Origin of the sequence: Xylophilus sp., from assembly GCA_009914555.1 — a bacterium.
Taxonomy (GTDB): Bacteria; Pseudomonadota; Gammaproteobacteria; order Burkholderiales; family Burkholderiaceae_C; genus WNDY01.
Genome location: WNDY01000034.1, coordinates 25,730 through 50,427, shown reverse-complemented (window position 1 = coordinate 50,427; position 24,698 = coordinate 25,730). Strand labels below are relative to the sequence as shown.

The 24,698-nt window shown below is 70.8% G+C and carries 24 protein-coding genes and 2 pseudogenes; 14 read left to right on the top strand and 12 right to left on the bottom strand.

Translation table 11 applies throughout. From position 1 onward, the window contains the following. Positions 1-396: DDE-type integrase/transposase/recombinase (locus GAK38_RS15235; protein WP_325345540.1), on the top strand; the 396-nt coding region annotated here is incomplete at its 5' end. A 33-nt stretch (positions 397-429) separates the two neighbouring features. Here GAK38_RS15235 and GAK38_RS15230 read toward each other — a convergent pair. From GAK38_RS15230 to GAK38_RS15190, 9 genes and pseudogenes are all read right to left on the bottom strand, one after another. Beyond that, positions 430-567: pseudogene (locus tag GAK38_RS15230) on the bottom strand (hydantoinase/oxoprolinase N-terminal domain-containing protein); the annotation flags it as partial. Next, positions 564-1,112, bottom strand: a complete 549-nt coding sequence (locus tag GAK38_RS15225) for a winged helix DNA-binding protein (RefSeq protein WP_325345536.1) — start codon at positions 1,110-1,112, stop codon at positions 564-566. The pseudogene GAK38_RS15230 and the gene GAK38_RS15225, both read right to left, overlap by 4 nt. Further along, positions 1,109-2,011 carry a hypothetical protein gene (locus tag GAK38_RS15220; RefSeq protein WP_325345535.1) on the bottom strand — a complete coding sequence of 301 codons (903 nt, stop codon included), beginning with the start codon at positions 2,009-2,011 and terminating at the stop codon, positions 1,109-1,111. The genes GAK38_RS15225 and GAK38_RS15220 overlap by 4 nt, the downstream gene beginning before the upstream one ends. Further along, positions 2,001-2,369, bottom strand: a complete 369-nt coding sequence (locus GAK38_RS15215) for a 2Fe-2S iron-sulfur cluster-binding protein (RefSeq protein WP_325345533.1) — start codon at positions 2,367-2,369, stop codon at positions 2,001-2,003. The genes GAK38_RS15220 and GAK38_RS15215 overlap by 11 nt, the downstream gene beginning before the upstream one ends. Continuing rightward, on the bottom strand, positions 2,366-4,087 hold the full coding sequence (locus GAK38_RS15210; protein ID WP_325345530.1) for an FAD-binding protein: 1,722 nt from the start codon (positions 4,085-4,087) through the stop codon (positions 2,366-2,368). The genes GAK38_RS15215 and GAK38_RS15210 overlap by 4 nt, the downstream gene beginning before the upstream one ends. Positions 4,088-4,103: 16 nt before the next feature. Next, a complete protein-coding gene (locus GAK38_RS15205) occupies positions 4,104-4,841 on the bottom strand; it encodes an ABC transporter ATP-binding protein (protein ID WP_443089225.1) in 738 nt (245 codons plus the stop codon). Beyond that, positions 4,825-5,688 (bottom strand): ABC transporter ATP-binding protein, encoded by an 864-nt coding sequence (locus GAK38_RS15200; RefSeq protein WP_325345526.1) that lies wholly within the window; start codon positions 5,686-5,688, stop codon positions 4,825-4,827. Before GAK38_RS15200 ends, GAK38_RS15205 begins: the two co-directional genes overlap by 17 nt. A gap of 2 nt (positions 5,689-5,690) precedes the next feature. Then, positions 5,691-7,571, bottom strand: coding sequence for an ABC transporter permease (locus GAK38_RS15195; RefSeq protein ID WP_325345524.1), 1,881 nt, complete (start codon positions 7,569-7,571; stop codon positions 5,691-5,693). 147 nt (positions 7,572-7,718) lie between these two features. Then, a complete protein-coding gene (locus GAK38_RS15190) occupies positions 7,719-8,840 on the bottom strand; it encodes an ABC transporter substrate-binding protein (protein WP_325345522.1) in 1,122 nt (373 codons plus the stop codon). Between the two features lie 125 nt (positions 8,841-8,965). Here GAK38_RS15190 and tsaD point away from each other — a divergent pair, with 125 nt between their 5' ends. Together tsaD and GAK38_RS15180 are read left to right on the top strand one after the other, a co-directional pair. Then, positions 8,966-10,015 carry a tRNA (adenosine(37)-N6)-threonylcarbamoyltransferase complex transferase subunit TsaD gene (gene tsaD, locus GAK38_RS15185; protein WP_325345520.1) on the top strand — a complete coding sequence of 350 codons (1,050 nt, stop codon included), beginning with the start codon at positions 8,966-8,968 and terminating at the stop codon, positions 10,013-10,015. 49 nt (positions 10,016-10,064) lie between these two features. Continuing rightward, positions 10,065-10,649, top strand: coding sequence for a DUF2242 domain-containing protein (locus tag GAK38_RS15180; RefSeq protein WP_325345518.1), 585 nt, complete (start codon positions 10,065-10,067; stop codon positions 10,647-10,649). A 57-nt stretch (positions 10,650-10,706) separates the two neighbouring features. Here the strand turns inward: GAK38_RS15180 and GAK38_RS15175 are convergent, their stop codons facing one another. Next, positions 10,707-12,122: an aminotransferase-like domain-containing protein gene (locus GAK38_RS15175; RefSeq protein ID WP_325345516.1), complete on the bottom strand. Its 1,416-nt coding sequence runs from the start codon at positions 12,120-12,122 to the stop codon at positions 10,707-10,709. A gap of 146 nt (positions 12,123-12,268) precedes the next feature. Here GAK38_RS15175 and GAK38_RS15170 point away from each other — a divergent pair, with 146 nt between their 5' ends. From GAK38_RS15170 to GAK38_RS15125, 10 genes and pseudogenes are all read left to right on the top strand, one after another. Next, the gene (locus tag GAK38_RS15170; RefSeq protein WP_325345514.1) at positions 12,269-13,558 is read left to right on the top strand and encodes a hydroxymethylglutaryl-CoA reductase, degradative; all 1,290 of its coding nucleotides are present in this window, start codon (positions 12,269-12,271) and stop codon (positions 13,556-13,558) included. Between the two features lie 103 nt (positions 13,559-13,661). Beyond that, a complete protein-coding gene (locus GAK38_RS15165; protein ID WP_325345512.1) occupies positions 13,662-14,900 on the top strand; it encodes a CaiB/BaiF CoA transferase family protein in 1,239 nt (412 codons plus the stop codon). 25 nt (positions 14,901-14,925) lie between these two features. Further along, entirely contained in the window at positions 14,926-15,381 is a 456-nt protein-coding gene (locus GAK38_RS15160; protein ID WP_325345510.1) for an FAS1-like dehydratase domain-containing protein, read from the top strand. Beyond that, entirely contained in the window at positions 15,378-15,815 is a 438-nt protein-coding gene (locus GAK38_RS15155) for a hypothetical protein (RefSeq protein WP_325345508.1), read from the top strand. Before GAK38_RS15160 ends, GAK38_RS15155 begins: the two co-directional genes overlap by 4 nt. A 95-nt stretch (positions 15,816-15,910) precedes the next feature. Beyond that, positions 15,911-16,435, top strand: coding sequence for a hypothetical protein (locus GAK38_RS15150; protein WP_325345506.1), 525 nt, complete (start codon positions 15,911-15,913; stop codon positions 16,433-16,435). Between the two features lie 2 nt (positions 16,436-16,437). Continuing rightward, positions 16,438-17,817 carry a tripartite tricarboxylate transporter permease gene (locus GAK38_RS15145; RefSeq protein WP_325345504.1) on the top strand — a complete coding sequence of 460 codons (1,380 nt, stop codon included), beginning with the start codon at positions 16,438-16,440 and terminating at the stop codon, positions 17,815-17,817. 12 nt (positions 17,818-17,829) lie between these two features. Continuing rightward, positions 17,830-18,729: a hydroxymethylglutaryl-CoA lyase gene (locus tag GAK38_RS15140; RefSeq protein ID WP_325345502.1), complete on the top strand. Its 900-nt coding sequence runs from the start codon at positions 17,830-17,832 to the stop codon at positions 18,727-18,729. Positions 18,730-18,790: 61 nt separating this feature from the next. After that, positions 18,791-19,150, top strand: a complete 360-nt coding sequence (locus tag GAK38_RS15135; protein WP_325345500.1) for a DUF2946 domain-containing protein — start codon at positions 18,791-18,793, stop codon at positions 19,148-19,150. An 81-nt stretch (positions 19,151-19,231) separates the two neighbouring features. After that, positions 19,232-21,421 (top strand): annotated as a pseudogene (locus tag GAK38_RS15130) (TonB-dependent receptor); the annotation flags it as partial. Then, on the top strand, positions 21,307-21,606 hold the full coding sequence (locus tag GAK38_RS15125) for a TonB-dependent receptor domain-containing protein (protein ID WP_325345547.1): 300 nt from the start codon (positions 21,307-21,309) through the stop codon (positions 21,604-21,606). The pseudogene GAK38_RS15130 and the gene GAK38_RS15125, both read left to right, overlap by 115 nt. A gap of 72 nt (positions 21,607-21,678) precedes the next feature. Here the strand turns inward: GAK38_RS15125 and GAK38_RS15120 are convergent, their stop codons facing one another. Further along, positions 21,679-22,077 (bottom strand): Hsp20/alpha crystallin family protein, encoded by a 399-nt coding sequence (locus GAK38_RS15120; RefSeq protein WP_325345498.1) that lies wholly within the window; start codon positions 22,075-22,077, stop codon positions 21,679-21,681. Between the two features lie 118 nt (positions 22,078-22,195). Between GAK38_RS15120 and GAK38_RS15115 the strand changes: the two genes are divergently transcribed. Continuing rightward, positions 22,196-23,491 carry a branched-chain amino acid ABC transporter substrate-binding protein gene (locus GAK38_RS15115; protein WP_325345545.1) on the top strand — a complete coding sequence of 432 codons (1,296 nt, stop codon included), beginning with the start codon at positions 22,196-22,198 and terminating at the stop codon, positions 23,489-23,491. Positions 23,492-23,577: 86 nt separating this feature from the next. Here GAK38_RS15115 and mltB read toward each other — a convergent pair whose 3' ends face one another. Continuing rightward, on the bottom strand, positions 23,578-24,687 hold the full coding sequence (gene mltB / locus GAK38_RS15110; protein ID WP_443089224.1) for a lytic murein transglycosylase B: 1,110 nt from the start codon (positions 24,685-24,687) through the stop codon (positions 23,578-23,580). Positions 24,688-24,698 lie beyond the last annotated feature (11 nt).

The window sequence follows — 24,698 nt, the reverse complement described above, 5'->3', positions numbered from 1 at the left end:
GACCTGTATTCGCGTAAGGTTGTGGGCTGGTCGATGTCTGAGCGCATGACGGCTACGCTGGTTTGCGACGCGCTGCGCATGGCGCTGTTTGCTCGCAATCGGCCTCGGGGAGTGATCGTGCATACTGGCCGTGGTAGCCAATACTGCTCGCGCGAGCACCGCGCCCTGTTGGAGCAATACGCTTTGATCGCCAGCATGAGTGCCAGAGGCAACTGCTACGACAACGCAGCAATGGAGAGTTGGAACCACAGTCTGAAGGTCGAGGCCATCCATGGTGAACACCTCGCCACACGGGAGCAGGCCAAGGCTCATGTGTTTGACTACAATCGGATCCGGCTGCACTCGACCCTGGGCTACCTCAGCCCAGAGCAGTACGAGCTGGCCAATGTCGCTTAGATAGGTGTCCGTAAATCAGGGGCAAGATCAGCCGGGGTTCTCGGACAGCAGCTTGGCCGTGGCCAGCGTGCCGTCGGGCCGCTGGCCGATCACGTCGGTGAAGGTGCCGCCGCGGTCGATCCAGAATTCCCAGCGGCCGGCGGTGTCGGTGGAGGTATGTATGGGGGTCATAGCGAGAAGGCCGCGCGCGCGGCCTGGTCATAGAGTCCGGAGAGCATGCGCAGCCGGCGCGCGACCTCGGAATGGGACTGGCCGTCGGCCAGGTCGCCCTCGATGCCGGCCAGCAGGCAGCGGCCGCGCACGGTGCGGAAGCGGTCGATCAGCGCGGCGCCTGCGTCGGTCGTCGCGTAGAAGACCTCCTTGCCGATCTTCTCGCCGCGCACCAAGCCCATGCCGGCGAGCTTCTTGAGCGCGTAGTTGATGACGTGCGTGTCTTCGTAGTTGAGCGTGAAGCAGATGTCGGCCAGCTTCTTGCCGCGCTCGCGGTGGTGCACATGGTGCAGCACCAGGATGTCGTTGAACGCCAGGTCGGATTCGCCGGCCGCGGCCATGCAGCGCATCACCCATCGGCTGAAGGCGTTGTGCGCAATGATCAGACCGAACTCCAGCTCCGACAGTTCGGCATGCGGGCCGTAGGCCAGGTGGGCGGACGAGAGGATGCGGACCGGTTCATGGTTCGCGGCGTCGGCAGCGGTCGGTGGATGCTTCGGACTCATGTTTCGGCAAGAGGCTGGCCTTGGTCGACAGACGGGAGTTTGCGGTATTGCGCGACCAACGAGGCCGTTCCCTGCTCGGCCACGTAGAGGTTGCCGGCCGCGTCGCCGGCCAGGCCGTGGGCATAGATGCCGAAGGCGCGGGCGCGGCCCAGCACCTGGCCGTGGCGCGTGTCGAGCCGCGCGATGCGCGGCACCTGCTCGGTCACGTAGACCGTGCGGCCATCGGCCGGCGCCCAGAGCGCCATCGGCCGCACCAGGCCGTCCCAGATCGCCAGCAGCGTGCCGGTGCCGTCGAACACCTGGATGCGGTCGTTGTCGCGGTCGGCGCAGAGCACGCGACCGTCCGGCAGCACCCAGACGGCATGCGGCGTGTTGAACTCGCCCGGCGCGCGGCCCGGGCGCCCCCAGCTGTGGAGCAGGCTGCCGTCCGGCGCGAAATGGTGGATGCGCGCATTGCCGTAGCCGTCGCTCACGAAGATGTGGCCCTGCGGCGTGACGTGCACGCCGGTCGGGTGGTTGAACGGCCGCTCCCACGACGGCAGGTTGTGGGTGCCGAGCGCCTGCACCAGTTGCAGGCCGGCATCGAACGCCAGCACCTGGTGGGCGTCGTAGGTCGCGACCCAGAGACGGTCCTGCACGTCCACATGCAGGCCGTGGCCGCTGGTCAGCAGCGGGTGGTGGAAGCTGCGCTCCAGCGTGCCGTCGGGCGCGTAGATGCGCAGCGCGGGCGCCGTGCGTTGCAGCACGAAGACGCGGCCACGGCTGTCGAGCGTGAGCTGGCTGATGGCCTGCACGTCGCTGCCGTCGGCACCTGGGCGCTGCCAGGGCCGCACCACGGCGAAGCGGTCGGCGCCGTCGGTGACGACGAAGTTGTCTTGGGTCGGTGCATCAATCGCCATCGGTTTCGTCTCCAGCAAACAGGCGCTCCTTGGCCGGCGCGATTTCGGTGACCAGGTCGCGCACCAGCGGCTTGTTGGGCAGCGGCGCCACCTCGTAGGTGCGGCCGGGCTCCAGCCGCGCGGTGCAGGCATAGACCGTCTTGCCGTCGAGCCGCACCATGCATTCCTTGCAGGCGTTGGCATTGATGCAGGCATAGCGGAAGGCGAGGGTGCCGTCGCGGTGCGCGCGCACCCAGCGCAGGCCGTCGAGCAGCGACGCCGCTGCGTCGGCGGGTACGGGGTATACCTCTACAGTGCCCGGCTGATGAGCACTACCACGGTGTACCCGGAGCTGTATCGTAGTGTCTTGCGTAGTCATGCGAATTCCTCCGCGGGCAGCCGGTCGACCGGCTGGGTGGCGAGTGTCCAGCGGCCGTCGCGCCAAGCGATGGTCTGGTTGAACGTCCAGGCGGCATCGTCCTGGGCCGGATGATCCTCCCGCTGGTGGGCGCCGCGGCTTTCGGTGCGGGCCAGCGCGCTGCGGGCAACCGATTCGGCCACCAGCAGCATGTTGTGCAGGTCCAGCGCGTCGAGCCGCACCGGGTCCTGCGGGCCGCCGCCGGGCAGCGGGGTGCCGGCTGCGGCGCGCAATGCCTCGATCGCGGCCAGCGCCTGGCGGATGCCGGCATCGGTGCGAAACGGGCCGACGTGCTGCTGCATCACCGCCTGCAGCTGTTCGATCAGCGCGGCGTAGTGGGGCGTGCCGGGCTGCGCGGGCGAAGGCGCGAGGCGGTCGAGCACCGGTGCGGCCAGCGTACGCAGTGCGTCGGTGGCAGGAGCCGGGTGCGCGGCCGCATCGGCCGCGGCCGAGCGGCCGGCCCGCAGGCCGAAGGCCACGGCCTCGGTGATCGCGTTGCCCGACAGCCGGTTGGCGCCGTTGGCGCCGCCCACGGCCTCGCCGGCGGCATAGAGGCCGGGCACGTCGGTCGCGAGGTTGGTGTCCACCCGGATGCCGCCCATGTGGTAGTGGGCGGTCGGCGCGACCTCGACCATCTGCTGGGTCAGGTCGATGCCGGCGGCCGCGAGCCTGTCGATGATCGGGCCGAAGGCCGCGCGCAGCGTGGCCTCGGGCACGTGGCGGAAGCTCAGCCAGGCGCCGCCGGCGGGGCTGCCGCGGCCGGCCTCGACCTCTTTGAGGATGGCGTAGGTGGCGGCGTCGCGCGTGGTGGTGTAGCCGCCGGCCTCCCTGGCATTGCCGTAGCGCTCGACGAATTCCTCGCCGTCGCGGTTGAGCAGCTTGCCGCCGAGCTTGTAGCGGAACGGGTCCCACATGATCGGATCGAAGCCGACCAGCCGCGGCGCCAGATGCCCGATCGGAAAGAACTGCACGAACTCCATGTCCAGCAGCCGCGCGCCGGCCCGCAGCGCGAGCGCAAAGCCGTCGCCGCCCATGTTGAGCGAGGCGCTGTTGCGCCGGTAGAGCCGCGTGAGCCCGCCGGTCGCGATGACGATGGCGCCGGAACGGACCAGCACGGCATCGCCGGTCGCCAGGTGCAGCGCGACGGCACCGACCACGCGGCCCTGGTGCAGCAGCAGGTCGACGATGGCCAGATCGCCCACGCGCTGCACGCCGGCGGTGTGCGCGACCTGGGCGCGCAGCGTCTTGGCGACGGCCGGGCCGGTGTTGAGAAAGTCCACGTAGACGCAGCGCGGCCGGTCGTGGCCGGGCGCCTGGGCCTGGGTCAGGTGCCCGTCGGCGCGGGCCCAGCCCACGCCCCAGCGGTCGAGCAGGCGGATCGCGTCCACGCCTTCCTCGCAGAGGATGCGCGCGAGCGGTTCGCTGCACAGCCCGCGGCCGGCCGCGAGCGTGTCCGCATAGTGGTGGCGCCAGTGGTCGTCGGTCTGCTCGCCGAGCGCGGCGGCCACCGTCATCTGCGCCATGATGGTCGCGCCGCCGCGGCCGATCAGGCTGCGGTCGGCCAGCAGCACGCGGCTGCCGGCGCCGGCCGCGGCGATCGCTGCGCTCATGCCGGCGCCGCCCGCGCCGATCACGAGCACGTCGGTGTCGAGGGTGTGGAGGGGAGATGCGTGGGTCATTTTTCTGGGAGAGGAATCAGGCCGCGCCGAGATACGCCTTCTGGACCGCCGGGTCGGCCGCGAGGTCGGCGGCGCTGCCCTGCAGCACCACGTGGCCGTGCTGCAGCACGTAGGCGCGGTCGGCCAGTTCGAGTGCGATGCGCGCGTTCTGCTCGACCAGCAGGATGGTCTGGCCGGCCGCCTTCCAGCGGAACAGCACTTCATAGACCGCGTCGACGAAGCGCGGCGACAGGCCCATCGACGGCTCGTCGATGCACACCAGCCGCCCGCGCCGCAGCCAGGCGCGGCCGAGCGCCAGCATCTGCTGCTCGCCGCCCGAGAGCGTGCCGGCCGGCTGGCCGCGGCGCTCGGCCAGGCGCGGGAAGGCGGCGAAGACCTCGTCGAGATCCTGTGCGATGGCCTCCTTCTCCTTGCGGCGCGGGTAGGCGCCGAGCAGCAGGTTCTCGTGCACCGACATCTCGGGGAACACCCGCCGGCCCTCGGGCACGCTGGCCACGCCCAGGTCGATCACGTCGGCCGGCGCGCGGCCCTGGATCTCGCGGCCGTCGAGCAGGATGCGCCCGTGCGTCGGCGCGACGAGGCCGAGCACCGACTTCAGCGTGGTCGACTTGCCCGAGGCGTTGCCGCCGAGCACCGAGATGACCTCGCCGGCCCGTACGTCCAGGCTCACGCCGTAGAGCGCCTGCACCGCGCCGTAGTGGACGTCGATGGCGTCGATGGAAAGCAGGGGGGCGGTATCAGCCAAGGTGGGCATCCGATGCGGTGGGGCGGGTGCGCGAGCGTCCGAGGTAGGCCTCGACCACCTCGGGATGGTCCAGCGCCTCGGTCGGCGTGCCAGTCGCAAGCACGCGTCCCTGGTTGAGCACGACCACGCGGTCGGCGATGCGGCGCACGAGGGAGAGCTTGTGCTCCACGACGAGGATGCCGAGCGCGGGCTGCTCGGCGCGCAGCGCCAGCAGCAGCTCGGTCAGCTCGGCCGTCTCGCTCGGGTTCATGCCGGCCGCGGGCTCGTCGAGCAACACGAAGCGCGGCTGCGACGCGAGCACGCGGGCGATCTCCAGCCGCCGGCGGTTGGCATACGACAGGCTGAAGGCCGGCTGGTCGCGGCGCGGCCAGAGCCGGTCGCCGAAGCGGCGCAGCGCGGCTTCGGCGCGCGCATCGGCCGCGGCCCGGCGCCGGCGCCAGCCCGGCAGGCCGAGCAGCTCGCCCAGCACTTCAGTGACCGGGTCGGCCAGCCGGCCGCCGGCGCGGCGCAGCAGGCCGGCCTGGGTGCCGAGCCGCACGCTGTCCCACACGGTGAGCGCGGGGAATACGCGCGAGGTCTGGAAGCTGCGGCCCAGGCCGAGCCGCGCGATGCGCTCGGGCGCCAGGCCGTCGATGCGCCGGCCGTCGAGCAGGAGGCGGCCGGCCGTGGGCTTCTCGACGCCGCTCAGCAGCTGGATCAGCGTGGACTTGCCGGCGCCGTTGGGGCCGACGAGCGCGACGGTCTCGCCCGGCGCGAGGTCGAAGCTCACGCCATCGACCGCCTTCACACCGCTGAAATGGCGGCTCAGGCCGTCGACATGCAGGCCGCTCGTCTGGATACGGGAGGGAGTGGTCATGGCTAGCGCGCTCCCAGCAAGCCGTGCGGGCGTATACGGAGCATGACGAGCAGTGCGACGCCATAGGCGATCACGCTCCATTCGGCCAGCGGCCGCAGCAGCTCGGGCAGCAGCGTGAGCGCGAAGCCCGCGAGCGCCGCGCCGGTCAGGTTGCCCAGGCCGCCGAGCACCGCCATGGTCAGCAGCAGGATCGAGGCGCTGACGCGGAAGCTCTCGGGGCTCACTACATTCTGCACATAGGCGAACAGGCCGCCGGCCAGACCCGCGAGCAGGCCCGACAGTGCGAAGCCCAGCAGTATGTAGCGGCGCACCGGCAGGCCGGCCGCATGGGCGGCGAGCCAGTCTTCACGGATGCCGCGCCAGACACGGCCGATGCCCGAGCCCAGCAGCCGCTGCGCCACGGCCAGCGCCACCGCGGCGACGGCGGCGATCAGCCAGAACTTCCGCGCGATGGTGGACAGCGTGAGCCCGCCGAGCAGCGCCAGCTTGGGCGCCGGAATGCCGATGAAGCCCATCGGCCCGCGCGTCACGTCGAGCCAGGTCATGAAGACGAGGTAGCCGATCTGGCCGACCGCGAGCGTGCCGAGCGCGGCAGTGTGGCCGCTGAGCTTGAGCAGCGGCAGGGCAGCGACCACGGCCGCCGCGGCCGTCACCAGCGCCGCACCCGCCAGCGCGGCCTCGGCCGGCCAGCCGTGGTTGCGCGCCAGGATGCCGACCGCATAGGCGCCGACGCCATAGAAGGCCATGTGGCCGATCGACAGGATGCCGAGCGAGCCCGACACCAGCGTCACGCTGGCCACGAGCAGCGCGAAGATCATGCCGTAGGCGACGGCCTGGAGCAGGTAGGCGCTCTGGGTGACGAGCGGCAGCAGCGCCAACGCCGCGCCGATCGCGACGAAGCCCCAGGCTGGCAGCTCGATCGCACGCACCACACCGCGCTGGCTCGACGACGAGGCCAGCACGCTGGTGCTGGGCATGGCGCCGGCCGCGCCGCCGGCGCCGCCCAAGGCGTCGAGCCGCCGGTCGCCCAGCAGGCCCGGCGGGCGGAACACCAGGAAGACCAGCACCAGCGTGTAGGCCACCAGATCGCGGTAGCCCTCGCCCACGTAGGCGCTCGCGAGCGTCTCGACGATGCCGAGCAGCAGCCCGCCGAGCACTGCGCCCGGCGTGCTGGTCAGCCCGCCGAGCAGCGCCGCGGCGAAGCCCTTGAGCCCGTAGGGCAGGCCCATCTGCGGGAACACGCTCTTGAAGTACAGCGCGACGAGGATGCCGCTCAAGGCCCCCAGCGCGCCCGCGAGGCCGAAGGCCATGCGCTTGACGTGGGCCGTGCGCACGCCGAGCTGCGCGGCGGCGTCGCGGTCCTGCGCCGTGGCGCGCAGCGTGCGGCCCAGCCAGGAGCGCGAGAGGAACAGCGTGAGCGCCACCGTGGCCGCGGCGCCGAAGCCGAAGATCAGCAGGTCGGTGCTGGTGATGTAGGCCGAGCCGAAGAACCAGGTGATCTCCTCGAACGGCACCGGAAAGGCCTGGCCTTCGGGCGACCAGATGATCTCGGCGAGCTGGTCGATGATGAGGCTGATGGCCAGCGTCGAGAGCACCGGCGCGATGTAGGGCGCGTTCTCCAGCGGGCGCAGCGCGAGCCGCTCCAGCAGCATGCCGAGCAGCGTGACCGCGGCCACCGACAGCGCGGCGGCCGCGGTCAGCGGCAGGTGCAGCACCGTCACGCCGGTGAACGCGATGAACGCGCCCAGCATGAACAGCGCGCCCTGCGCGAAGTTGATGAGGTTGGAGACGCCGAAGACCAGCGAGAAGCCCAGCGCGATCAGCGCATAGACCTGGCCGATGGCCAGGCCGTTGACGATCTGGCTGGCGAAGAGTTCGAGCATGGGGCTGGGGAGATGTTCGTTTTTTCTCCCTCTCCCTCCGGAAGAGGGTTGGGGTGAGGGGCAGCGGCCTTGCCCTCATCCCTCCCTCTCCCCGACGGGGAGAGGGCGACCGACTGCGCGGGTACGGATGCCGCGCGCGTCTGGGCTTCAGTCCTTCAATACCTGGAAGGCGCCGTCGCGCACCACGAGAAAGGTCGGGTCCTTCCGGACGTTGCCGTTCTCGAACTTCGAGACGCCGGTCACCCCCTGGTAGGCCGGGCCGTTGGCCAGCGCGTCGCGCACGGCCTGGCCGGTCAGCGGCTTGCCGGACTGCACCACGCGGCGGATCGCGGCCACGCCTACGCCGGCGGCGTCATAGGCCAGCGCGGCGAACTGGTCCGGCAGCTTGTGGTACCTGGCCTGGTAGGCATCGACGAAGGCCTTCTTCGACGGGTCGCCCGCGAAGAAGATGCTGTGCACCACGGTGCCTTCGGCCGCCTTGCCGGCCAGCTCGATGAACTTGGGCGAGGTCAGCGGAATGCCGCCGCCGGCCGGGATGTCCACGCCGGCCTGGCGCAGCTGCTGCAGGAAGATCGACGCCTCCTGGTAGGGCAGCGCGACGAACACACCGTCGGGCTTGGCCGCCTTGATCTTGCTGATCAGCGAGCGGAAGTCCTTGGAGCCGGGGATGACGGCCTCGGTCAGCAGCACCTTGCCGCCGTCCTTCTCGATTGCGGCCGAGGTGGACTTGACGGTGAACACGCCCCAGTCGTCCTGCGAGTAGGGGATGACGATGCGGCTGGCCTTGAGCTTCTTGTGGATGGTGTCGGCGTTGTACTGCGCCAGGATGTCGTCGGTGTTGTGCTGGCGGAACTGGTAGGGGCTCTGGCGGCTGAAGTCCGGGTGCGACGAGGTCGGGCTGATCTGCGGGATCCTGGCCTCGGTGAAGATCGGCGCGGCCGCGAGCGACGCGGTGGTCGACCAGGAGCCGATGGCCAGCACCACGCCCGGCGTGGCGGCGATCTTGCGGGCGACGGTCGCGGCTTCCTGCGGCGAGTTGCGGTCGTCCTCGACGATCAGCTTAACCGGGCGGCCATCGATGCCGCCCTCGGCATTGACCTTGTCGAGATAGAGTTCCACCGCGTTCTTGAAGCTCGCGCCATATTCGGCAAAGTTGCCTGACAGGTGCGAGAAGAAGCCGACGTTGATCGGCTCGGCCGCGAAGGCGGGCGCCGACAGCGCGGTGGAGACGGCGGCGGCCGTCAGGAGGCGGGTAAAGCGGATGGGCATGGACGCGGGGTCTGATCAGAAAAGGAAGGGGTAGACGTTAGTCTTTCATCGATAAAACATCAACGTATTGTTATTGATAAGCTTAGTTTGACGGCGTATATGAGGCGCCCGCGTAAACTTCGCACATGCAGGTACTGGGAATCGAATCTTCGTGCGATGAAACGGGCGTGGCCCTGGTCGAGACGCAGGGGAACGGGCTGCCGCGGCTGCGCGCGCATGCGCTGCACAGCCAGATCGCGATGCACCAGGCCTATGGCGGCGTGGTGCCTGAACTGGCCAGCCGCGACCACATCCGCCGCGTCCTGCCGTTGGCCGAGGAGGTGTTCGCGCGGGCCGGCGCGACGGCCGCCGACGTGGATGTCGTCGCCTTCACGCGCGGCCCGGGCCTCGCGGGCGCGCTGCTCGTGGGCGCCGGCGTGGCCTGCGCGCTCGCGATGGCGCTGGATCGGCCGGTGCTCGGCGTGCACCACCTCGAAGGCCATCTGCTGTCGCCGTTCCTGAGCGCCGACGCGCCGGAGTTTCCGTTCGTCGCGCTGCTCGTCTCGGGCGGTCACACCCAGCTCATGCGCGTGGACGGTGTGGGCGCCTACGCGCTGCTCGGCGAGACGATCGACGACGCGGCCGGCGAAGCCTTCGACAAGAGCGCCAAGCTGCTCGGCCTGCCGTATCCCGGCGGGCCCTGGCTCGCCAAGCTGGCCGAAGGCGGCAATGCCGAGGCTTTCAAGCTGCCGCGGCCGCTACTGCACAGCGGCAACCTCGATTTCTCCTTCGCCGGCCTGAAGACGGCGGTGCTCACGCAGGCGAAGAAGCTCGGCGGCGACCTGGAAGCCCGCAAGGCCGACCTGGCCGCGAGCACCCAGGCGGCCATCGTCGAGGTGCTGGTGAAGAAGTCGCTCGCCGCGCTCGACGCGACCGGCCTGCACCGCATCGTCGTGGCCGGCGGCGTGGGCGCCAACCGGCTGCTGCGCGCCCAGCTCGACGCGGCCTGCGCGCGCCGCGGCGTGCGGGTGCACTATCCTAAACTGCACCTGTGCACCGACAACGGAGCCATGATCGCGATGGCCGCGGCCATGCGCCTGCAAGCCGGCCCGCAGCAGGCGGTGCGCGATTACGGCTTTGGCGTGCTGCCGCGCTGGCCGCTGGATGCGACCGACGGCGCTGCTTTACAAGCCTGATCCGCCCGCGCCGCGCGGCGGCGCTATATTGGCCGGCTGCCTGCATACCATGCGAGACTCCTTCCATCCCCGTCTTCTCTGCCGCCGCACTGCCGTCGTCGCGCTGCTGGCGGCCGCTCTGGCCGGCTGCGCCAACCGGCCGCCGCGCCAGGCCGCGTTCGCCGGCGAGGACTTCGAATCGACCGAGACCCACACCCGCGAGTACCCGGTCTCACCGGCACAGGCCTGCGAGGCCGCACGCCGCGCGCTGCTGAGTCAGGGCTACATGGTCAGCACCGCTACGGCCGAACTCGTGGTAGGGCGCAAGAATTTCCAGCCCGCGGCCGAGAACCATGTCGAACTCGAATTCCGCCTCACCTGCGCGCGCGAAGGGCCGGGCGACGAGAAGAGCATCGCCTTCGCCTCGGCGCTGCAGGACCGCTATGGCATCAAGAAGGTCAACAACAACGCATCGCTGGGCGTTGGCGCGCTGGGCTCGCTGTCGCTGCCGGTGCTGGCGTCTGACGACGCCATGGTCAAGCTCGCGAGCCAGACGGTGACCGACGCCAAGTTCTACGACGGCTTCTTCGCGCTGCTCGAACGCTTCCTGTCCATCGAGGACGCGGCCGCCAAGGCCAAGGCCAAGGTGAAGTGAAGTGGTATAGGCCCATGGGCAGCTATCCATGCTGGCGATGGGGTATTACCCCTGGGTCTATATGGACAGGTCCGCGGATGCGGGCAGCCCGGCCAGGGCCTGCGCGAAGCGTGGGTCGCTCATGGCGCCGACGTTGCAGCGCGACCAGCGCGAGACGGCCGACGGGTCGACCTGGAACACGCGGCCCGGCGCCATCGTGACCTTGCGGGCCAGCAGCTGCTCGGCCAGCGGCAGCGAGTCCTCCACGCCCGGGAAGGCCACCCACAGGTAGAGGCTCTGCGGGCTGCGCGCGAACACGTCGCAGCCGGCGCGGTCGAGCCAGGCCAGCGCCTGCGCCGTGGCTTGGCCGAGCTTCTGGCGCAGGCGCACCAGGTGGCGCTCGTAGTGTCCCTCGCGCAGCATCACGTCCACCATGCGCTCGCAGTATTCGGAGCCGCTCACGTGGATCAGCGCCTTGAGGTCGGCCAGATCGCTGGCCAGCGCGTCGTTGCAGGCAATGAAGCCCACGCGCAGCGCGGCCGAGAACGATTTGGAGAAGCTGCCGATGTAGATCGTGCGCTCCAGCTGGTCCAGCGTGGACAGGCGCACCGCCGAGGTCGGCTTGAAGTCGGCCAGCGGATCGTCCTCCACGATCAGCAGGTTGTGGCGCTCGGCCAGCTGCAGCACCCGGTAGGCCTTGGCCGCCGTGATGTCCGAGCCGGTCGGGTTGTGCGCCAGCGACTGGGTGAAGAACAGGCGCGGGCGCTCCTGCTGCAGGATCGCCTCGAGCGCCGCCACGTCGGGCCCGTCGGCCAGCCGCGGCACGCCGAGCACGCGGGCGCCGGCCAGCTTGAGCTTGCCGAACAGCGGGTAGTAGCCCGGCTCGTCCACCAGCACCGTGGCATCGGGCGGCACGAAGTAGCGGATGACCAGGTCCATCGCGTCGTTGGCGCCGTGCGTCAGCACCAGCTGGCCCGGCGCGGCGTGCAGGCCGAAATCGCCGAGCTTGCGCACCAGGCTGTCGCGCAGCGGCGCATAGCCGTAGCGGCTGCCGTAGCGGAACAGCGCGCCGAGGCCGGTACGCACCACCTTCTGGTGGTAGCGGTCGAGCCGCATGTCGGCCAGCCAGTCCACCGGCGGAAAGCCGTCGCCGACGCCGACGGCGCCGGGCTCGGTCTTGAGCTGCTCGCGCATGAGCCAGACGATGTCCATCGCCCGGCCCAGCTGGCCGGCATTCTCGTCGGCGCGCTGCGCGCGCCGGGCCGTCTCCAGCACGAAGAAGCCGGAGCCGCGCCGCGGCTCCACCACGCCGCGTGACACGAGCAGGTCGAAGGCGGCGACGACGGTGTTCTTGGAATAGCGGTGCAGCTGCGCCAGTTCGCGCAGCGAGGGCAGCTTGTCGCCGGCGCCGTAGGCGCCGTCGGCGATCTGCTGCCCGATCAGGTCCGCCAGCCTCTCGGCGATCGACGACGAACGCCCCTTGCCTGCCGCCATGTGTTGCCCTCCTGTGCGGTGCGCCGCGGCGCGGCGGTCCATGTTGCAGTGCGATGGTACTGTTCTCGCAAACTGTACCTTTTTCTGGAGGTACAGCTTGCCTACAGTCCGGCGATCAGATTGATCGATTTCAGGAGATGCCTTCCATGGTCGCCGACTCGCGCCTGCCGAACTGCCGTGCCCTCACGCCCGCCCAGCGCCGGGACTTCCTCGTCCAGGCCTGCGGCCTGTCGCAGGCCGAGCGCGCCCTGCTGGCCGAGCCCGGCGCGCTACCCGCGCAACTGGCCGACGGCATGATCGAGAACGTGTTCGGCACCTTCGAGCTGCCGCTGGGCGTGGCCGGCAACTTCCGCATCAACGGGCGCGACGTGCTGGTGCCGATGGCGGTGGAGGAGCCGTCGATCGTCGCCGCCGCGTCCTACATGGCCAAGCTGGCGCGCGAGGACGGCGGCTTCCAGACCTCCAGCACGCTGCCGCTGATGCGCGCGCAGGTGCAGGTGCTGGACATCGGCGACCCGCACGGCGCGCGCATCGCCGTGCTGCAGGCGCGCGACCGCATCATCGAGCATGCCAACAGCCGCGACAAGGTGCTCATCGGCCTGGGCGGCGGCTGCAAGGACGTCGAGGTGCATGTGTTCCCCGATTCGCCGCGCGGCGCCATGATCGTGCTGCACCTGATCGTGGACGTGCGCGACGCCATGGGCGCCAACACCGTCAACACCATGGCCGAGTCGGTCGCGCCGCTGGTGGAGGAGATCACCGGCGGCTCGGTGCGCCTGCGCATCCTCTCCAACCTCGCCGACCTGCGGCTGGCGCGCGCCCGCGTTCGCCTCACCCCGCGGACGCTGGCCACGCGGGAGCGCAGCGGCGAGGAGATCGTCGAAGGCGTGCTCGACGCCTACACCTTCGCCGCGATCGACCCGTACCGCGCCGCCACGCACAACAAGGGCATCATGAACGGCATCGACCCCGTCATCGTGGCCACCGGCAACGACTGGCGCGCGGTGGAGGCTGGCGCCCATGCGTATGCCAGCCGCAGCGGCAGCTACACCTCGCTCACGCGCTGGGAGAAGGACCGCAGCGGCGCGCTGGTCGGCACGATCGAGCTGCCCATGCCGGTCGGCCTCGTGGGCGGCGCGACCAAGACCCATCCGCTGGCGCGGCTGGCGCTGCGGATCATGGATGTGAAGTCGGCCCAGGACCTGGGCGAGATCGCCGCGGCAGTCGGCCTGGCGCAGAACCTGGGCGCGCTGCGGGCCCTGGCCACCGAGGGCATCCAGCGCGGCCACATGGCGCTGCACGCCCGCAACATCGCGCTGGTGGCCGGTGCCGTGGGCGGCGAGGTCGACGCCGTCGCCCGGCGCCTGGCGGCAGAACACGACGTGCGCACCGACCGCGCGCTCGAGGTGCTGCAGGAACTGCGGGCCCGGCGGTGATGGCCGCGATCCTTCCGTCCATGGTGGCGCCCGGCCCGGCGGCGGCCCGCCGATGGGGCGGGCGCCGCGCATGGGCCGCACAACGCATGGACTGAGACGACATATGCCATTTCAAGACAATCCCCAGGACATCCTGCGCGCGCGCGGCGCGCTGCGCGGCGTGGTGGTGCTGGACCTCACCCGGGTGGTGGCCGGCCCCTACTGCGCCATGGTCCTGGCCGACCTGGGCGCCACCGTGATCAAGATCGAGCACCCCGGCGACCCCGACCTGACGCGCGAATGCCCGCCCTTCAGCCGGCAGCAGTCCAGGCAGCAGGTCAGCGGCTTCTTCGCGCAGTACAACCGCAACAAGCTGGCTGTCAAGCTCGACCTCAAGCATGCCGAAGGCCGGCGCCTGTTCCTGGACATGGTGGCCCGCGCGCAGGTGGTGATGGAGAACTTCCGCCCCGGCACCATGGACAGGCTGGGCCTGGGCTACGAGGTGCTGAAGCAGCACAACCCGGCCATCGTGCATACGGCCATCAGCGGATTCGGCCAGCGCGGCCCCAACCGCAGCCGGCCGGCCTACGACAGCACCGCGCAGGCCACCGGCGGCCTGTGGTCCATGAACGGCCTGCAGGAAGAGCCGATGCGCGTGGGCACGGTGCTGGGCGATCTCTCGGCCGGGCTGTTCGCAGCCATCGGCACGCTGGCGGCGTTGCGCGAGGCCGAGAAGAGCGGCCAGGGCCAGCGGGTGGACGTGTCTCAGCAGGATGCGATCGTCTCCCTGACGGAGAACGCCATCGTCACCTACACCGAGACCGGCGAGGTCACCGTGCCCTCGGGCAACGGCCATCCCTTCGTCAAGCCCTACGGCCGCTACCGCTGCAAGGACGGCTACGTGTTCTGCGGCGCCTACACCGACAAGTTCTGGCGCGAGGCCTGCCGCACCTTCGGCGACAGCGAGATGGAGAACGACCCCGAGACCGCCACCATGGCGCAGCGCTTCTCGCAGGACGTCTACGAGCGCAAGGTCGACCCGGCGGTGCGCCGCTGGTGCGGCCGGCACACCAAGGCCGAGCTGGAGGAGATGGTCGGCGACCGCTTCCCGCTGTCGCCGATCAAGGGCATCGACGAGGTCGTGGCCGACCCGCACCTGCGCGCGCGCGACATGCTGGTCGAGGTGGGCTACGAGGGCGGGCGCTTCTTGGTCTTCGGCAACCCGGTGAAGCTTTCGCTCGGCACGCTCGAACGGGACGCCCGCGCGCCTGGCGCCGGCCAGGACAACGAGGCCGTCTACCGCCGCTGGCTCGGGCTGGACGACGACCGCTACCGGGCGCTCGAAGGCCTGGGCGTCATCTAGCGCACGCCGCGAAAAGGAGCCTGCGATGGCACTTCTGACCGAAGACATCCTGCGCCGCAAGGGCGCCAGCCTGCAGCCGCTGCACTTCGAGGTCACGCGCAGCGACATCCGCAAGTACGCCGTCGCGACCGGGCAGCGCGAGGAGCGCTTCCTCCGCGGCGATGAAGCCCCGCTGCTGTTCCTGTTCGGCGCGCTGATGCCGATCACGCCGCTGGCGCAGCTGCGCGCCGACGGCCACCCGCCGGACGACCCGCTGATTCCCGCACTGCCCCTCGAGCGCATCATGGCCGGCGGCAGCGAGTACGAGGTGTTCGGCGCCATCCGCCCCGGCGACGCGCTCACGGTGCGCCGCACGCTCAAGGACATCTACGAAAAGGAAGGCAGCCAGGGGCCGCTGATCTTCCTGGTGATCGAAAACCGCTTCGAGCGCGCCGGCGGCGAGGCCGTGGCGGTCGAGCGACTGACGAGGATCGCGCGATGAGCACGCCGGCCGACTTCATGCTCGCGCAGGCCCGCCCGGGCCAGGCGCTGCCCGCGGTGCGTCAGCAGGCGAGCGCCGTGCAGCTCTTCCTGTACAACGCCGCCATCTGGAATCCCCATCGCATCCACTGCGACGCGGCCTATGTCACCGGCGTCGAGGGCCATCCGGCCCTGGTGGTGGACGGCCCGCTGCAGGGCGACTGGATGCTGCAGCTGGTCTACGCCGCGCTGGGCCCGGGGGACGCGCTGCTCTCCTTCCGGTACCAGAACCGTGCCAGCGCCTACGCCGACGAGCCGCTGACGGTCGGCGGCACCGTGGCCGGGGTGGACGGCGACCGCGTGAGCCTCTCGCTGGCGGTCACCAACGCCGCCGGGCAGGCCACCACGCTGGGCAGCGCCGTGGTGCGCCGCGCCGGGGCGGGCGCAGCTGAATGAATTCCGCCTGGACGCCCGCGGCATCGCCAGCATCCGGGCGATGGAAGCGGCGTACCGCAACCGCAAGCACACATCCACCGATGGAGGAAGACACCATGCAGCAGCATGCACAACCGGCGCCGCTGGCGCCAGCCGCCGGGCGCCCCGCCCTGTACGAGGTCTGGGGCGACACCATCGACGCCGGGCACCTGGCCTGGGCCGTCGCGCTGGGCGCGGCCATCAGCCTCGGCACCTATTTCTCGGCGCGCTGGTCGCTGGCCCGCCTGCTGTCGGATCCGCAGATGGTGCCGGCCTACGCGATGCTGGCGGGCATCCTCGGCTGCCTGATCGGCGGCGTGGTCAGCGCCGCATTTTTCAAGCCCAAGCGCACGGTGGTCGAGGAGGTGGTGGACGAGAAGCTGCGCAGCGCCGTCGTGGCCGACCTGGTTGCACAGTACGGTGACATCGGCCGTATCGAGGACCTGTCCCCGGAAGTCGCGGCCGAGCTGCGGGAGCTCGGACTGTACGAACTGTTCGAGCAGATCCAGCATGCGCATGCGCAGCCTCCCGGGCGCGAGGGCCGGTCGGCGCAGCAGCGGCCCGGGCCGTTCACGCCCGCGCTGGGCGAGACGGGAGCCTGACCATGGACCCGCTGATGATGGAAATACTCAACGCGGTCGGCTTCGCGCTGCTGGGCGCCGTGCTGTTCTCGGCCATCGGCCTCATCTCGGGCACCGACGAGACCACCACGCTGGCGCCGCTGACCATGCTGGTGGTGCTGCTCGGCGCGCCGCCGGCCTCGGTCCTGTCCTTCTTCATCGCCGGCGCCGTCGCCAAGCACATGACGCACGCGGTGCCCACGGCCCTGCTGGGCATTCCCGGCGATACCTCGGCGGTCGCGCTGATCGGCGACGCCAACCAGTTGCGGCGGCTCGGCGTGCCGCACGTGGCGCTGCGCAAGATGATCTCCGGCGGCGCGCTCGCGGCGCTGATCGCGGTGCCGATTTCGATCGCCTGCGCGATGGTGCTGGCGCCGTTCGGCGAGATGATCAAGCAGTTCGCGCCCTGGGTGTTCCTCTGCGCGGCCTTCCTGATCGCCTATTTCTCGGCCGGGCGCTGGGCGGCCATGCTGGCACTGGTCCCGTTCGTGCTGCTGATCGTGGCGTTGCAGAACCTCACGGTGAAGTACGGCGTGAAGCTCTCCGTCAGCTACTTCCTCGGCATCGCGGTGGCGCCGCTGATCGCCTCGCTGTTCTCGCTGCTGTCGCCGCAGGCGCGCCAGGGCATGCGGCGCGAGCAGTACAAGCTGTTCTCGCTGGCGCCTGACATGAAGGCATGGACCGGCTACTTCCCCAATCCGCTGAAGGTGATGAGCCGGCGGCAGGTCCGCGTCACCGCCGCGGCCGCGGCCGTGTCGAGCGCCACCTTCGTGTTCAGCCCGGTGGCGATGGCCGTGGTGGTGGGCGAAATCATCGGCGGGCGCATCAAGCAGGCCCACGAGCGCGTCACCACGGTGATCACCGCGCGCAACGGCATCTCGGAGTCGACCTACATCGCCGAGACGCTGATCCCGCTGATTGCCTTCGGCCTGCCCCTGAGCCCGGTGGCCGCGGGCCCGGCCGGCCCGCTGTTCAATGCCCCGCCGCGCTTCTCCGTGGACAGCGCGACCGGCCGCATCGACAACCTGCACAACATGCTCTCCGTGCCGGAGTTCTTCTGGTTCAGCCTGGCCGCCGTGGTCATCGCGCTGCTGGTCGCCTATCCGTTCGCGATGAACTATGCGCACCGCGCGGCGTCCTTCGTCGCGCGCAAGGTCAGCCACGAGGCGGTGATCGCCACCTTCATCGGCCTGGTGCTGGTCATCGGCCTCTGGGAGGGCGGCCCGCTGGGCCTGCTCGTGATCCTGTCGGTCGGGATGCTCGGCGGCTTCCTGGAGCGGCTGGTGGGCTTCAACATCGGCGTGCAGTTCATGGGCTACTACACGGCGGTGCTGAGCGTGCCGGCGCTGGTCAAGCTGTTCTGACCGGGGCCGCAGATGCACAGCGCCACCGACCGCCAGGTCAAGATCGTCGACGTCGGCCCGCGCGACGGCCTGCAGAACGAGGCGCGGCACGTGCCGCTGGCCGCCAAGGTCGTGCTGGTCGACCAGCTCGCCGCCGCGGGCGTGCGCTTCATCGAGGCGGCCTCGTTCGTCTCGCCCAGGTGGGTGCCGCAGATGGCCGACAGCGCCGAGGTGATGCAGCGCATCGCCCGCGCGCCCGGCGTCTGCTACAGCGCGCTCACGCCCAACCTGCAGGGACTGGAGGCGGCACTGGCCGCGCGCTGCGACGAGGTGGCGGTGTTCGGCGCCGCCTCCGAAAGCTTCTCGCAGCGCAACATCAACTGCAGCATCGACGAGAGCCTCGAGCGCTTCGCGCCGGTGCTGCGCCGGGCGCTGGAGGCCGGCGTGCCGGTGCGCGGCTACGTCTCCTGCGTGCTGGGCTGCCCCTACGAAGGGCCGGTCGCGCCCGCGGCCGTGCTGCGCGTGGCCCGGCGGCTGCTCGACATGGGCTGCCACGAGATCTCGCTGGGCGACACCATCGGCCGCGGCACCCCGGCCTCCACGCGCGCGCTGCTGGAGGCGTGCCTGCGCGAGATTCCCGCGCGGCAGCTCGCGGGCCATTTCCACGACACCTACGGCACCGCCATCGCCAACGCCTGCGCGGCGCTGGACATGGGCCTGCGCATCTTCGACAGCTCTGTGGCCGGGCTCGGCGGCTGCCCGTACGCGGCCGGCGCTTCGGGCAACGTGGCTAGCGAGGATCTGGTCCACACGCTGCACGCCATGGGCTACGAGACCGGCATCGACCTCGGCCGGTTGCTCGATGCGGGCCGCGGCATCCTGCAGGCGCTGGGGCGGGCGCCCACGTCGCGGCTGGGCTGCGTGCCGCGCTGAAGTTCGGACGGGGCAAAGGAGCGCGGGCTGGTGCAGACCGGCTTTGCTACAGTCGCCGCCCATGCAGACCTTGCGACATGCCCGCTTCCTGGCCAGTCTCGTGCTGGCCTGGTTTGCGCTTTTCGTCGCCGTGTCCGTGGCCAGCGCCGCGCTGCGGCTGGCCTCGTTCGAAATGGTCTGCGCCGGCGCCAGCGGCATGAAGCTCATCGTCGCAGGCGACGACGGCAGCGTCGTCAAGCTCTCCGCCGGCATGGACTGCCCGCTGTGCATGACACTGGCCGGCCCGCCGCCGCGCCAGCACATCCCGCCCTTCGTGCCGCACTGCGCCTGCGCCCACGCGCTGCGGCCGGCCGTAGCCGCGCGCTTGGCCTGGATGGCCGGCGCGTCGCTGCCGCCGCGCGGGCCGCCCGCCTTCTCCTGAAACCCCTTCGCTTCCTGCCGGACCCGCCGCCATCCGTGTGCGCGGGTGCGGCCTCGCCTCCGTTTCAGAAGAAAGCACGCCATGCAGGCCATCCGTTCCACCCGTACGATTCCCTTCGCCCCGCGGCCGCTGGTCGCGGCCCTGCTCACCCTGCCGGCCGCCGCCGTCCAGGCCGCCGACGCCGCCCCCGCCGTCAAGGACCTGGGCGTGATCACCATCCAGTCCGGCCGCCCGTCGTCGCTGCTCACCACCATCCCGACCACCACCGAGAGCATCGATGCCGAGGCCATCGCCGAGCGCGTCAACGCCACCGACAGCGAGGACGCGCTCAAGTACTTCCCGAGTCTGCTGGTGCGCAAGCGCTATGCGGGCGACTACAACCACGCCATCCTCTCCAGCCGCGCCTCGGGCACCGGCAATTCGGCGCGCTCGGCCGTCTATGCCGACGGCATCCTGCTGTCGAACTTCCTCGGCAACGGCACGGGCGGCCTCGGCTTTCCGCCGCGCTGGGGCATGTTCACGCCCGAGGAGATCGAGCGGGTGGACGTGATGTACGGCCCGTTCTCCGCCGCCTACCCCGGCAACTCGGTCGGCGCGGTGGTCGACTATCTCACCCGCATGCCCACCGGGTTCGAGGCCCATGCGCGCATCGGCTACGCGAGCCAGCCGTTCAACCTCTACGCCACCCATGCCACCTACCACACTTGGCAGGCCAGCGCCTCGCTCGGCAACCGCCAGGGCGACTGGTCGTGGTGGCTGCACGTGGACCGCACCGACGGCGACAGCCAGCCGCTCACCTTCGCCACGCGGGCCGCGAGCACCGGCGCCGCGCCCACCAGCGGTACCGCGGCCAGCGGCGCCGTGGCCGACCGCAACACCGCCGGCGCGCCGGTCTACGTCATCGGCTCGGGCACGCAGTACCACACGCGGCAGGACCACCTCAAGGCCAAGGTGGCCTACGACATCACGCCCACGCTGCGCGCCAGCTACCTGCTGGGCGTGTGGCAGAACGACTCGCGCGGACGCTCCGCGTCCTACCTGACCAACGCCGCCACCGGCCAGACGCTCACCAGCGGGCCGGTCGTGATCGACGGACGGCAGTACGCGGCGCTGACCGGCAGCGACTTCGCGCTCACCAACGAGAGCCTGACCCACTTCATGCACGGCCTGTCGCTCAAGTCGAACACGCAGGGCACGTTCGACTGGGAGGCCGCGGCCAGCCTCTACGACTACGACAAGGACGACAAGCGCCAGAACGGCACTGCCGCCGTGCTGCCCGCCGCGCTCACGGGCGGCCCGGGCACGCTGGCCGACGGCAGCGGCACCGGCTGGGCCAACCTGCGCCTCGCCGGCACCTGGCGGCCGCAGGGGCCGCGGGGCACGCACGTGGTGGACTTCGGCTACCAGTTCGACCGCTACCGCCTGCGCTACCTCACCTCCAACCTCGCCAGCGACTGGACCCGCGACGCGCCCGGCGCCCCCGGCTCCAGCCTCGCCAGCCAGGTCGGCGGCCGCACGCAGCGGCAAAGCCTCTACGGCCAGGACAGCTGGCGCTTCGCGCCGGACTGGCTCGCTGTGCTGGGCCTGCGCTCGGAGACCTGGACGGCGCGCGACGGCGTCACCCGCATCGCCGCCGGCGGCTACGACCAGACCTGGGCGCCGCGCCGCTCGCACTACCTGTCGCCCAAGGCCGCGCTGTCCTACCGCTGGGCCGAGGACACGGTACTCAAGGCATCGCTCGGCCGCGCGGTGCGCATGCTCACCGTGTTCGAGCTGTACGGCGCCACCTCGACCACCAATTCGCGCTACATCAACGATCCCAACCTGCGGCCCGAGCGTTCGTGGACCGGCGAACTCAGCATCGAGAAGGACCTGGGCAGCGCGCTGTGGCGCGTCACCGCCTTCCGCGAGACCACGCGCGACGCGCTGTTCTCGCAGAGCATCCTCGACACCGCGGCCAACGCCACCGTCACCCGCGTGCAGAACGTCGGCCGCATCGAGACCTGGGGCCTGGAGACCTCGCTCACCGGCGAGAACGTGCTGCTCCAGGGGCTGGACCTGTCGGGCAGCCTGACCTACGCCGAATCGGTGATACCAAGGAGAATGCCGGCTACGTCAGCGTGCCCGGCGACACCCTCGGCAAACGCCAGCCCAACATACCGCGCTGGCGGGCCACGCTCCAAGCCGGCTGGCGCTTCGACAACGGCTGGTCGGCCAGCGCCGCGGCGCGCTACAGCGGCAGCCAGTTCCGTACGCTGGACAACAGCGACGTCAACGGCTTCACCTACATGGGCGTCTCGCGCTTCTTCACGGTGGACGTGCGGGCGCGCTGGAAGATCGACCACCAGTGGAGCGTGGCCTTCGGCATCGACAACCTCAACAACTACCGGTACTGGAACTTCCATCCGTACCCGCAGCGCACCTACCACGCGGAACTGAAGTACGACCTGCAGTAGGGCGCATCACACAAGCAGAAAGCCGGGCCTTCCCGCGAAGGTCCGGCTTTCCTGTGCTGGCTGGCGCGGGCTTCAGTCGATGGCCAGCGTGGCCGCGTTGCTCACCGGCGCCTTCTTGGCCAGCGTGAGCGTGAGCACGCCTTTGTCGAGCCTGGCGCTGCTGGCGGCCACGTCGATCTCCTGCGGCAGCTCGTAGGCGGCGCGGTACTGGCGCGGGGCGTCTTTCACGCTTTCCACGCGCACCACGCTGCCTTCGATGCCGACGGTCAGCTGCTCGCGCGACAGCCCGGGCACGTCGATCTGCGCGGTGTAGGCCTTGTCGTCCTGCGTGATCGCATAGCCGCGGCCGCGCGGCGACACAGTGGTCGGCGCGCCGGCCAGGGCGTCGTGCAACAAGCGCTCCAGCGCACGGTCGAACGAGCGCGGGGCGGTGGCGTAGGCAGCACGGCGGAGAACGGGGGCGAAGAACATGGAAGTCACTCCTGTAGGGGGCATTCATTAAACTGAGCGGCGCTCGAACCGTGATGGCCGATGGCCGCTTGGGCAAGCAGGTGCGCGCCCCACGGATGAATTCAAGGGATGTTTCATGATGAATATTTCGCGCCGCGCAGCCTTGAAAACCGCGGCGGCGGCGCTATGCGGACCGGCCGGGATGCCGGCCGCACGCGCGCAGGACGACAGCCGCGGACCGATCCGCCTGGCCATGATCGAAAGCCTCTCCGGCCCCTTCGCCAACACCGGCGAGGCCGTGTTCCGCAATCTGCTGTGGGCGGTCGAGCGGGTCAATGCGCGCGGCGGCGTGCGCCTGGCGCCCGACGGCGCCGGCGCGCTGCGCGACCTGCAGCTCGTGCGCTACGACAGCAAGGGCAGCAACGAGGAGGCGCGGTCGGCCTTGCGCTCGGCCATCGACGACGGCGCGCACTTCGTGCTCCAGGGCAATTCCTCGGCCGTGGCCGCGGCGCTCCTGGACGCGATCAACAAGCACAACACCCGCGAGCCGCAGCGCCGCGTGCTGTTCCTCAACTACGCCGCGGTCGACCCGGTGCTGACCGGCGAGCGTTGCAGCTTCTGGCACTTCCGCTTCGACGCGAGCGCCGACATGCGCATCGCCGCGCTCATGCAGGTGCTGCGCGAGGACAAGGCGGTCGACAGCGCCTACCTGATCGGCCAGGACTACAGCTTCGGCCAGACGGTGCTGCGCGCGGCGCGCCGCGAGATCGCCCGCCAGCGGCCCGACGTGCGCATCGTCGGCGAGGAGCTTCACCCGCTCGGCCGCGTGAAGGACTTCGCGCCCTATGCCGCCAAGATCAAGGCCAGCGGTGCGCGCGCCGTCGTCACCGGCAACTGGGGCAACGACCTCACGCTGCTGGTCAAGGCCGCGCGCGAAGCCGGCTACGACGGCAGCTTCTACACCTTCTACGGCAACGCGCTCGGCGCGCCGGCGGCGCTGGGCGACGCCGGCATCGGCCGCGTGCTGGCCGTGGCCGACTGGCTGCCCAACGTGCCCACGCCGCAGAGCCAGGCTTTCTACGAGGACTTTCGCAAGCGTTTCCCCAACCCGCAGGACGACTACGTGCACCTGCGCATGCAGCTGCTGGTGGAGGCGCTGGTGCAGTCCATCGAGCGCGCCGGCTCGACCGAGGCCGCGGCCGTGGCCCGTTTCCTGGAGACGGCCCGCGTGCAGCTCGCCGGGCGCAGCGGCTGCATGCGCGCGGCCGACCACCAGTTCCAGCAGCCGCTGGTCGTGGGCCGCATGCAGCGCCAGGGCACGCCCGGCGTGCGCTTCGACGTCGAGGGCTCGGGCTACGGCTTCGCGGTCGTGCGCGACATTCCGGCCGCCGAGGCCGAGCTGCCGGTGGCGGGCTGCCGCATGCGCCGGCTCTGAGCGTCATCCTCCATTCTGCGGCTGTGCAGGGGTATAGGTCCAAACCGCCCTGGACACTTGCGCTGTAGAGCCTTGGGGGTGGGGTATCAGTTCTTTCGCGCTGCGGCCACCGCCCGTCCCAGCGCCTCCACCGCCATCGCGTAGTAGCTCGACCAGTTGTAGCGCGTGATCGCGTAGAAGTTCTCGGTGCCGGCCACGTAGGTCGGCGCGTCGCCGCCGTTCTGCAATTCCACCAGCGCCAGCGGGCCGGCATGGGCCGCGGCCTCGGGCGGCAGGATCACGCCGAGTTCGGCCATGCGCTGGGCGCTGAAGGTGGGCAGGATGTCGGGCGCGAGCAGCACGTCGCGCTGCAGCCGCGCGTCGTCGAACCCGACCGGGAACCACACCGGCTGGCCCGGCTTCCAGCCGTGGGCGGCGAAGTAGCTGGCGACCGAGCCGATGGCGTCGGCCGGGCTGTTCAGCAGGTCGATGCGGCCGTCGCCATCGTAGTCGAGCGCGAACTTCGCGATGCTCGACGGCATGAACTGCGGCATGCCTGTGGCGCCCGCATAGCTGCCCCGCGCGGCGCCCGGGTCGCAGCCGGCGCGAGCGGCCTGGCCCAGGAACTCTTCCAGTTCGCCGCGGAAATAGGCGGTGCGGTCGGCCGCGCGCGGATGCGCGGCGGGGAAGTCGAATGCCAGCGTGGCCAGCGTGTCGAGCACGCGGAAAGCACCGGTCTGCTGGCCGTAGATGGTCTCCACGCCGATGATGCCGACGATGATCCCGGCCGGCACGCCGCACTCGCGCTCGGCCCGCGCCAGCGTGGCGGCGTTCTGGTCCCAGAAGCGCAGGCCCGCGCGGATGCGGACCGGCTCGACGAAGCGGCCGCGGTAGGCGCGCCAGTTCCTGGCCGCGGGGTTGGCGGGCGGCAGCATCAGGCGCGGCACCTGGGGCAGCAGGCGGGCGCTGCCGATCGCCTCGCGCACCCAGGCGGCATCCAGGCCGCGGCGCGCGGCCAGGTCGTCGGCAAAGGCCATGGCGTCGGGGCGGGTCGCATAGGCGGGGCCGGCGGCCGGGGGCTGGGGCCTGGCGGCCGCGGCCTTCCTGGCGGGCGTGGCGGCAGCCTTGCGGTGTCCTGCCGCGTGGGCCGCAGAAGCGGTCAGGGCACCGCAGGCGATGCCGAGCAGGCAGCAGGCAGCCAGGGCGCGGGCCGGCATGGGCCTCGTCG